This window comes from Psychrobacter urativorans (assembly GCF_904846675.1).
Classification (GTDB): domain Bacteria; phylum Pseudomonadota; class Gammaproteobacteria; order Pseudomonadales; family Moraxellaceae; genus Psychrobacter; species Psychrobacter urativorans_B.
This window is the reverse complement of record NZ_CAJHBT010000037.1, coordinates 1-8,576: the sequence shown is the minus strand read 5'-3', so window position 1 is coordinate 8,576 and position 8,576 is coordinate 1. Positions and strand designations below refer to the sequence as shown.

Below are 8,576 nucleotides of genomic sequence, written 5' to 3'. Positions count from 1 at the left end.
GTGTTTTAGGGGTGTGTAGCTTTTCACTGTCTGCCATGTACAACGCTATTAACAACATTTGGCTGTCGCTACCACGCTATTTTTCTGTGTGTAACTCATTTTTCAGTTTTGTAAGAGTTAATAAACTCTCTGTGTCGGATTTGAGTAGCATAGTTATAGGGTAGTTTACGAGCAAAATAATCCCTAGAAAAGCAAAAATCTGCTATTAGTTCTTTCTTTATCCAAAGTTTATGAGCGCCTTGTCTATGAAGAATATCATCTGCTTGATTCATTGCTTTTTCATGTGTGAATGTTGTTCCATCTTTCATAATAACTTTGCCATTCTTAACGTCGCAAATCATCGAACCATCATAGTTTGCAGGCATACTGATGATCGCAAATAATATTCCAGTGTCTGTATTTATAAGAGAGTTTGTGTGGCATAGTCCATCTCTGAAAATTTTAATATGGTCGCGACGTTTCTTAACCTGTTCATCGTCTTTATTCTGTTTAAGGTACTTTTCTAGCAGGCTACGAGTGATAAGTATAAATTCAGTCAAAGCTGACATATACAGGTCGTTATGACATTGATTAAGTATGCCGTTTTCTAATAAGATTTCACCTCGACTAACTAGGTTCATTGTTTCAAAGAAATAATGATTCTCATTATCTGGCAGCTCCTCAATTCCTACCCATTGATTATATTGGTTTGCAATTTCGTTACTAGACACAGTTACTCCTCGATATTCCCAGATTACACATCTTAAAAGCAGTTCAAACTAAGATTGGTGGGCTTTAAAGACTGTTGCGTTAAAGTTTTTGTCTGCTACTGGTTAAAATAGGTTCACTTGTCCCGAAAAGTCACTGTTTTTGCTGTGTGACTCCTACCCAAGGAGGTAAACAGTAGGCTGTTAGTTTTGCTAAGTATAGCTATCGGTTTTCTTTGCTTGGAATATACCGCAATTTATACCGCATTATGCAAAAGTCACTTACGTTTTAGACTGTGTTTGAGGTGGTGACATTATCCTTATAAACGATCTCTATCCACCTATGCCAAAACCTCTAGAAGCTCTCTAAGGACAACATAGGATTATATAAACAGTAGTAAACATAAATCAAATAATTATTGATGAAAGCGTTTCGCAGTGGTATTGTTCGAATTTATACTCTTTGCTTATTAAGGTTGTCGCTTATGAAAATGTGGTCAGCATTTCTTGTTTCTATGTTAATGATGGCTCCAATGATGGAAGCTAATGCTAGAAATTATCCTTGTTCTGGAAAGATGGGTGGAGTGTCGCATTGCAAGGATGGTAAGTTTGTCTGTAAGAACGGCAAGATTAGTCAGTCTAAGAAAACTTGTAGTAGATAGTTTAGTCAACAAAATTACATGATTAACATGCATTGCGGATGGTAATGATGTTTGGCTTGGTGACTATGACAAATTAAAGTTAGCAGAACTCGAAATTAAAAATTAAAAATTAAAGTTAGCAGAACTCGAAATTAAAAATTATTTTAGTGGGTCTATTTTGGGTATACCCCATTGGAACCCGCTATTTGTATTCCTTAATCAATTAATAGACCACTCAAAATAGACCTTAATAACGGAACCATCTATAGCAAACCGTTATCTGCTATACCTGTCCTTCTTTGATGAAAGCGTAAGTGTAGATTAAGCTTTTTCAATGTAAGCGATCTAATCATATCTATAGCTTCGCTCATACAAAAACCCTAAAGCTTTGGGTTATCACTATCCTAGCTGTTTTATTTTTTTATTCTTGTATCTGATTTTACGTCGCTTACGCTTTTTCCACTCCAAGTTCCCTTTTTGATAGACTCTTAAATCTTCTACATAGCTCACTTTATTCAGCCATAAGAACTCTACAACATAGGTTGGCAACATACCAAATATAAAAAACCAGGTGGGATATGCTAAAAAATTATTCATCAACAAAAAGACAAAATTTACTACAGCCGTCACTATAAGAAGAATAAAGAAATTCTGACTCTGCTGTAACTCATATAGATAATGACGATCGTCTTGACGATTATTTTTGATTACAACAAGCTCTTTTAATCTAGAGCCTTGTTGACACTCCCTAAAATTTAGAAGTAGTTTAAGCGTAAGCAATTTCTGTAAGGGCAGCTTCCGATAGAGTTCGCTAATAGCTAAACTCACAATACCACTAGCTATCATTGAAAATATTGTGAGAGTAAGGTCGTGATTCATGTTTTGTCCGAAAATGCGATTAAGCTAATCAACATATGCTAACAGCTGTAGCAACAGCCTAGTATGGCTAACAATGCCATATAAAAACTGGCGCACAGCCAACATCAGCCTCTAAAAAGCAATACAGTTAATGTATATTACAACCGACTTTACTGCGGGCTACTGATACATCAGTCATATTCATAAATGGCATCTTATCTTCTAACAAATAAAGATCTATTTTCTCCCAGTTCTTGCTGCTTTATCATTTTTCTCATAGCAGCATCTAATTCTTCGCGAGTCGGTGGTATATATGGTTCAGTACTAACGTCTGTGTTGTCTTCTTGGATCGGTTCACTACTCTGTGAATCGCCTAACCTTTGTTTAGTGCCCTCATGATTGATCTCAACCTTACTGCTAGAATTGTCTGTTGCTACAGACAATTCTTTTAACTGTTTTTTATAACGGTAGAGATAGCTTCTTAGAGTGGATAACGACAATTCTAAATCGTGACTTTCAGCTAGTATCTCAACAGTCCCTTCTTGGGTGTATGTGTCGAGTAGGTTATCAATCACACTATAAAGCGACTTAAACTTTGAGAATTTCGTTCTTTTAGCCATAGATACTGACCTTACCTAGATATAAAAAAATTAGTTGTCTGCACAACTTTTGCAGTAGTAATGCAGTCTTTTTGCAGTATAAATGCAGTATAAATGCAGTATTTCTGCGTAACTATAGATGGTTTGCAGTCATATTGCATTAGAAATGCAGTAGTTCTGAATAATTATAGATGGTTTGCAGTAAATATGCAGTTATATTGCATTAGAAATGCAGTAATAACGCTCTTATAAGCCTTTTTTTACAAAAATGCTTACTACAGGCAGAAAATAACCAATTTTTCTACCTGCTTTTTGGTCATTAAATTACCTAATTTAATGACTACACCATACGCACCCTAAAGGGATAGCCAAGTAGCTGATATTGTTACTTTTAACGAAATCGATTGGTTTGCAAAATGCAAACGAAATCAGCTGTAAGCCTTTGTTTATATATTAGGAGGAGTTTGCAAACTGCAAACAGAGGTATTTTGGAAACACAGAAAATGGTACACGCAAACGGTAAGCAAAATACGAGCACTTCACAAGCAAACGAAAACTAATAGAGCGTTATTTTTCACTAACCAAACCTCGTCTTATGACTAACAACCAACTGAACACTACCTACAAATACCCCATTTTTGACGGCGACAGCCTATCCTGCAATCAATAATAAACATTAAAAAGCCCCTAAATAAGCATATTTAGGGGCTAGAAGTTGTTGCAGGGAAATTATATGCTCATCTTGTGGCTCCTTGTGGCTCCTTGTGGCTCCTTGTGGCTCCTTGTGGCTCCTATACGCTTAAAACTAATATATGGCTCATTATTGAAAACCGTAATAATCAGCATGGAAATTATACCTTTGATGATATTGCTAAGTTACCAAAAGAAGATTTCAGTATTACTATTAGCGAACAAGGCGTTGGAAAGAGTTATCGTAAATATATAGACAATCAAAATTTACAGAAAATGTAAACTTGAAGGTGGTCATAATGCAAACAAAAACAGTGAACGGTATTTTGTTAACAATACAGAAAAATACTACAGCGTTAAGCGTCTTCTTCGATATTTGATGGTTCCATTCAGTATTTTATAAGCATAATATCTACAGGTAATTCTAAGTATAAATTGAATAAGTGTCTCATTTGATTGATAGTTTTAAATTAAGAAAAAAGCTTTTAAGGCTTTTAATAGCTTTTAAAAGCTTTTAAGTCCGCTACAGACCTTACAAATCAAAGGTTTCATCGTTCATATGAATAGGTCTATCGCACAATATGAATAGGTCTATCGCACAATATGAATAGGTCTATCGCACAATATGAATAGGTCTATCGCACATAAAGATAAACTGTTTTACAACCTATTTAAAATAGGTTAACATCTGACTTAATTTAATGGGTTTGGCTTATGGATATGACGGAATTAGTTGTTAAAGATAACGCATTGATACAAGCAAGTTATACACTTGATCTAGTTGAACAGCGTCTAATGTTGCTAGCTATTATGGAGGCTAGGGAAACAGGGAAAGGTATTGCACCAGATAGCCTTTTAGAGATACACGCGCATAGTTATGCTGAACACTTTAATGTAAATAAAGAAACAGCCTATACAGTGATGAAAGATGCTTCTAAAGGGTTATTTGATCGTTATGTGACTTACCATGATAAAAACCCTAAAACGGGTAAGGACAGAAGCTTTCATTGTCGCTGGGTAGATAAGATAGGGTATGAAAAAGATACAGGCATTGTCTATTTACGCTTCACTCATGATGTTGTACCACTGATTACACGTCTTGAGCAACAATTCACCAGTTATGATATAGAGCAGATTAGTAGTCTAAACAGTGCCTACGCAATTCGACTCTATGAGTTATTAATACAATGGCGATCAGTAGGAAAAACGCCTGTGTTTGAACTAGAACAATTCAGACAGCAGCTAGGTGTTGAGCCTTTGCAATACAAAACAATGAGCAACTTTAAAAAGTACGTACTAGATTTCGCTGTACAGCAAATCAATGAGCATACTGATATCACGGTCAAATATGACCAACATAAGCAAGGGCGTATTATTACTGGGTTTACTTTTAAGTTTAAGGTGAAAGCGAAGACTAAGAAAGCGATAGAGTCAAAAAGAGATATTGATACGCCTGATATGCTTACCTCGCTCAAAATGACGGATAAGCAGCGTGGTACATTTGCGGCTAAACTATCGCAAATGAGTGACTTATCTAGTTATGCCAAGCAAGGTGAGGACTACAAGCAATTCGCTGCAAGAATTGAAACTGATTTATTGAATGAGGACAAGCAGGCATTTTATCTGCCCTATCTGCAAAAATTAGGCTTTCAGCAGTCTTAGAGAGCGGTTAATCACTTAATTTTAGTCTCACTGTATATTAGTAACGCTTCACTAGAATGACTAAAGCCAATTCGGCTGAAGGATTTGATTTATTAATTCTGTCTTTAAAGATATAGTGTCCACTTTAGTGAACAAATATAAGGTTTTCTCACTATGTGTAGAAAACCTTTTTCCTGTTCACGGTCTTATAAATGAGTGGGTGTATGAAAAAAATTATTCTAGGCATGGTGTTGTCTATTTTTGTGCTGTCATCGAATGCTGCGGTGACGCTCACTGATAATCCCTTCTATAACGATGTTGAGGTGAATCATCCGCTGTTTGTTAAAGGGGCAGGAGGTTCACAGTGCAAAGGCTTACCCCGTGTGTGTACGCAAATGGTCAGTTGTGAGCAAGCCAAACAAGCGCTTAAATGCGGAAACACCAAGCTAGACCGTGACAAGGACGGTGTGCCATGCGAGTCAATATGTCCAGGTGGCTAGTTGCTGTCGCGTCTGTCGCGTCTGTCGCGTCTGTCGCCATTATAGGGTGCAGTACCACTGATTCAGAAGATGAGCGTTATGGTTCAGGCTTTATTGTAGTAAGTGAGGGGTCATGGGATACAGATCACATGACCCCTTATCCGTTTACAGTGCCTGAAGGTGAGATTTCGTGTGGTTTTCATCCTGCCTTTGGTCGTGAGGTGCATTTTGAGCCTAAGGGTTATACGGATGAGTCTTACGTTGGTACACCGCTTAATAAATCAGCTGTAGATGCCTTAAAGCAAAGCAATCTGACTTCAAATGTGTCTTATGGCATCAAGGAAGGGGCTGATCTTAGTGAAGCGATACAGATTGGGTTAAAAGTCTGTGATGAGCAGAATGATATGCTTGCGAATCGCTAAATTTGAGGTGATCTAGCTCATACTTAGGTTCTAATGAACAATTTAGAAATCGACTGTTGGTATATCAATATTTATATAACTCTTAACCTTTATTTAGCAGGGCTCGTAGCTTACTCTTTACCTCCTACCATAGGAGTCAAACTCAATTATTCAGGGAAATAAAAATTATGCAATCACTGAAGAAAAAGCTTACTCATGGAGTAATGGTTTTGGGGGTATCATTCGCAATGATGGTATCAGCCGTGGCAGCAGACTTTACGACCACTAAAAAATTAGCAGAACGAGGTGATGCCACAGCACAAGTAACTCTTGGAGATATGTATTCCGATGGTGAAGGTGTGCCTCAAAATTATACTAAGGCAGTTGAGTGGTATCAAAAATCTGCTAACCAGGGTGATGCCATAGCTCAAAACAATCTTGGAGCGTTGTATTATAACGGCGAAGGCGTACGTCAAGATTATGCTAAAGCGCGTGAATGGTACCTAAAGGCAGTTAACCAAGGTAATGCTATAGCTCAATTCAATCTTGGAGTGATGTACGCTAATGGTGAAGACGTGCGTCAGGATTATACCAAGGCAGTTGAGTGGTATCAAAAATCTGCTAATCAAGGTAATGCTGATGCTCAAAACGCTCTTGGAGTAATGTATTCCAACGGTGAAGGCGTGCGTCAGGATTATACCAAAGCACATGAATGGTATTTGAGAGCGGCTAACCAAGGTGATGCCATAGCTCAATTCAATCTTGGAGCGATGTACAGTAGTAGCACTGGGGTGCGTCAGGATTATACCAAAGCGCGTGAATGGTACCTAAAGGCAGCTAACCAGGATTATGACATAGCTCAAAACGCTCTTGGTGATATTTACCGTAAAGGCGAAGGTGTGCGGCAAGATTACGCCAAAGCACATGAATGGTATTTGAGAGCGGCTAATCAAGGTAATGCTATAGCTCAATACACTCTTGGAGTGATGTACGGTAATGGCATTGGCGTGAAGCAAAATATCATCACGGCTAAAGAATGGTTTGGTAAATCTTGTGATAGCGGTATTCAAGAAGGGTGCGATAACTATCGAATACTTCACCTTGAATGATAGATACTTAAGATATGAGCTATTAAGTAAAATCTGATTATCTGACAAAATGAGTGAGCACATATACCATTCGTTGGTCTAATTGTTAGTATAAACACTTAACTGATAACATTAAACATAGTTAAATTAATACTTACAGCTAACAGTTGGACTTCATACTTGGGAGTCACACTGAAAAACTACAGCTAGTCACCATTTTGGATTGTTCACATAATAGAATCATTACTCATATCTATCTAAGCAGTCTAAGTAAATTTCATTTATAAAATTATTTACTTCTTGCTTCTTGTACTCGTCTGTAGAGTAATGAGGTTTAGTATAGGCATACGTAATATATTGCTTTAACATATCTGCTTGATCTTCTATTACATGTCCATATTTTTCATAGTCTAAATTATTTTCTTCCAACTTATCTAAATTAGCTTGTCTTAAATTATCAGCCATATCTAAAGCTTCTAGTATTGAATGGCCTTCCTGTCTAACTTCCATAGCTGATCCTGCCACTCTTGCATAATGCTTACAGATTTCTGTATTATCTTCAGCTATAGAAGCAGTAGAAGCTACTGCTAATACTACTAATAAGGTTAATATCTTTAATTCTTTCATATTGTAGTCCTTATGGGTTTATTTTTTTCATTGCCCTTGGTAACCCTCATAACCATAAGATACCTAACAAATAGAATTAAGCTGCCTGTGACAATTATCGAATACTGAATCAAAGATAGCTTTATTTATCCTAAAAGCTGTTCATGCTGCTAGTGAGCAGCATCCCCTAAAATAGCAGACTGTTCCTATAGCCACTTATGCCTATACAAAACCTTATTACTATACAGATAAGATGAAAGAGCTAGCAATTAATGAGTATACTAATGAAATATATTTAGATTGTTTGGATAGATCATAATATTTAAATAATTAATGGAATAAATGATATGAAGTTAACTAACACGTTAGTGTTATCTATACTATTTGGATTGAGTATCCTAACAACAATTCCAGCTCAAGCAGATGAAACCCAAGAATGCATTATGTTTTTAAGAATAGCAGAAGACGCTATTAAAAATAGACAAAATGATGTATCGATAATAGATAGTTTTAGAGGTGTAGATAATATGTCTAATGGCTTAGTAGACATCCTAGACAAAAAAAATGGAAAGGATTTAAATGAAAGAGCTATGAATACTATAATGACTATAGACGCAACTGCTAGACTTATAGTAGAAATGGCTTATGAAGAACCTTATGGATATAGCCAACAAATGAAAAATAGATATATAGCAGAATTCACAAATAATATATATTCAGCTTGCATGAAAGATAAAAGACAATAAATCTATTAATAGTCTTATTAAGAAAATACACTCAAAAATAACGCCTGATTGCCTAATCAAAAATACTTCGAGTTGATCGCAAAAAGTACACTGTGATGCACACTGGTATAACCCATAAAAAAATATTACTTTATATATTAA

At 36.3% G+C, this 8,576-nt stretch carries 10 protein-coding genes; 6 read left to right on the top strand and 4 right to left on the bottom strand.

From position 1 onward, the window contains the following. Positions 1-95: 95 nt before the first annotated feature. From JMY06_RS11360 to JMY06_RS11350, 3 genes are all read right to left on the bottom strand, one after another. Complete coding sequence (locus JMY06_RS11360) at positions 96-710, bottom strand: hypothetical protein (RefSeq protein WP_201618355.1); 615 nt, start codon at positions 708-710, stop codon at positions 96-98. A gap of 1,016 nt (positions 711-1,726) precedes the next feature. Then, positions 1,727-2,206, bottom strand: a complete 480-nt coding sequence (locus JMY06_RS11355; RefSeq protein WP_201618354.1) for a hypothetical protein — start codon at positions 2,204-2,206, stop codon at positions 1,727-1,729. A gap of 194 nt (positions 2,207-2,400) precedes the next feature. After that, entirely contained in the window at positions 2,401-2,805 is a 405-nt protein-coding gene (locus JMY06_RS11350; protein ID WP_201618353.1) for a hypothetical protein, read from the bottom strand. A 723-nt stretch (positions 2,806-3,528) separates the two neighbouring features. Between JMY06_RS11350 and JMY06_RS11345 the strand changes: the two genes are divergently transcribed. The 5 genes from JMY06_RS11345 to JMY06_RS11325 all read left to right on the top strand — a co-directional run bounded on the left by JMY06_RS11345 (position 3,529) and on the right by JMY06_RS11325 (position 7,104). Beyond that, on the top strand, positions 3,529-3,756 hold the full coding sequence (locus tag JMY06_RS11345; RefSeq protein WP_201618352.1) for a hypothetical protein: 228 nt from the start codon (positions 3,529-3,531) through the stop codon (positions 3,754-3,756). 438 nt (positions 3,757-4,194) lie between these two features. After that, positions 4,195-5,136 carry a replication initiation protein RepM gene (gene repM / locus JMY06_RS11340; RefSeq protein WP_201618358.1) on the top strand — a complete coding sequence of 314 codons (942 nt, stop codon included), beginning with the start codon at positions 4,195-4,197 and terminating at the stop codon, positions 5,134-5,136. Between the two features lie 203 nt (positions 5,137-5,339). Next, positions 5,340-5,615, top strand: a complete 276-nt coding sequence (locus JMY06_RS11335) for an excalibur calcium-binding domain-containing protein (RefSeq protein WP_227672313.1) — start codon at positions 5,340-5,342, stop codon at positions 5,613-5,615. Continuing rightward, the gene (locus JMY06_RS11330; RefSeq protein WP_227672312.1) at positions 5,588-6,016 is read left to right on the top strand and encodes a hypothetical protein; all 429 of its coding nucleotides are present in this window, start codon (positions 5,588-5,590) and stop codon (positions 6,014-6,016) included. Before JMY06_RS11335 ends, JMY06_RS11330 begins: the two co-directional genes overlap by 28 nt. A 167-nt stretch (positions 6,017-6,183) precedes the next feature. Then, on the top strand, positions 6,184-7,104 hold the full coding sequence (locus JMY06_RS11325) for an SEL1-like repeat protein (protein WP_265087899.1): 921 nt from the start codon (positions 6,184-6,186) through the stop codon (positions 7,102-7,104). A gap of 222 nt (positions 7,105-7,326) precedes the next feature. On the opposite strand, the gene JMY06_RS11320 is transcribed toward JMY06_RS11325, so the two are convergent. After that, entirely contained in the window at positions 7,327-7,710 is a 384-nt protein-coding gene (locus tag JMY06_RS11320) for a hypothetical protein (protein ID WP_201618350.1), read from the bottom strand. A gap of 326 nt (positions 7,711-8,036) precedes the next feature. On the opposite strand from JMY06_RS11320, the gene JMY06_RS11315 reads away from it, so the two are divergent. Beyond that, entirely contained in the window at positions 8,037-8,435 is a 399-nt protein-coding gene (locus JMY06_RS11315; RefSeq protein WP_201618349.1) for a hypothetical protein, read from the top strand. Positions 8,436-8,576 lie beyond the last annotated feature (141 nt).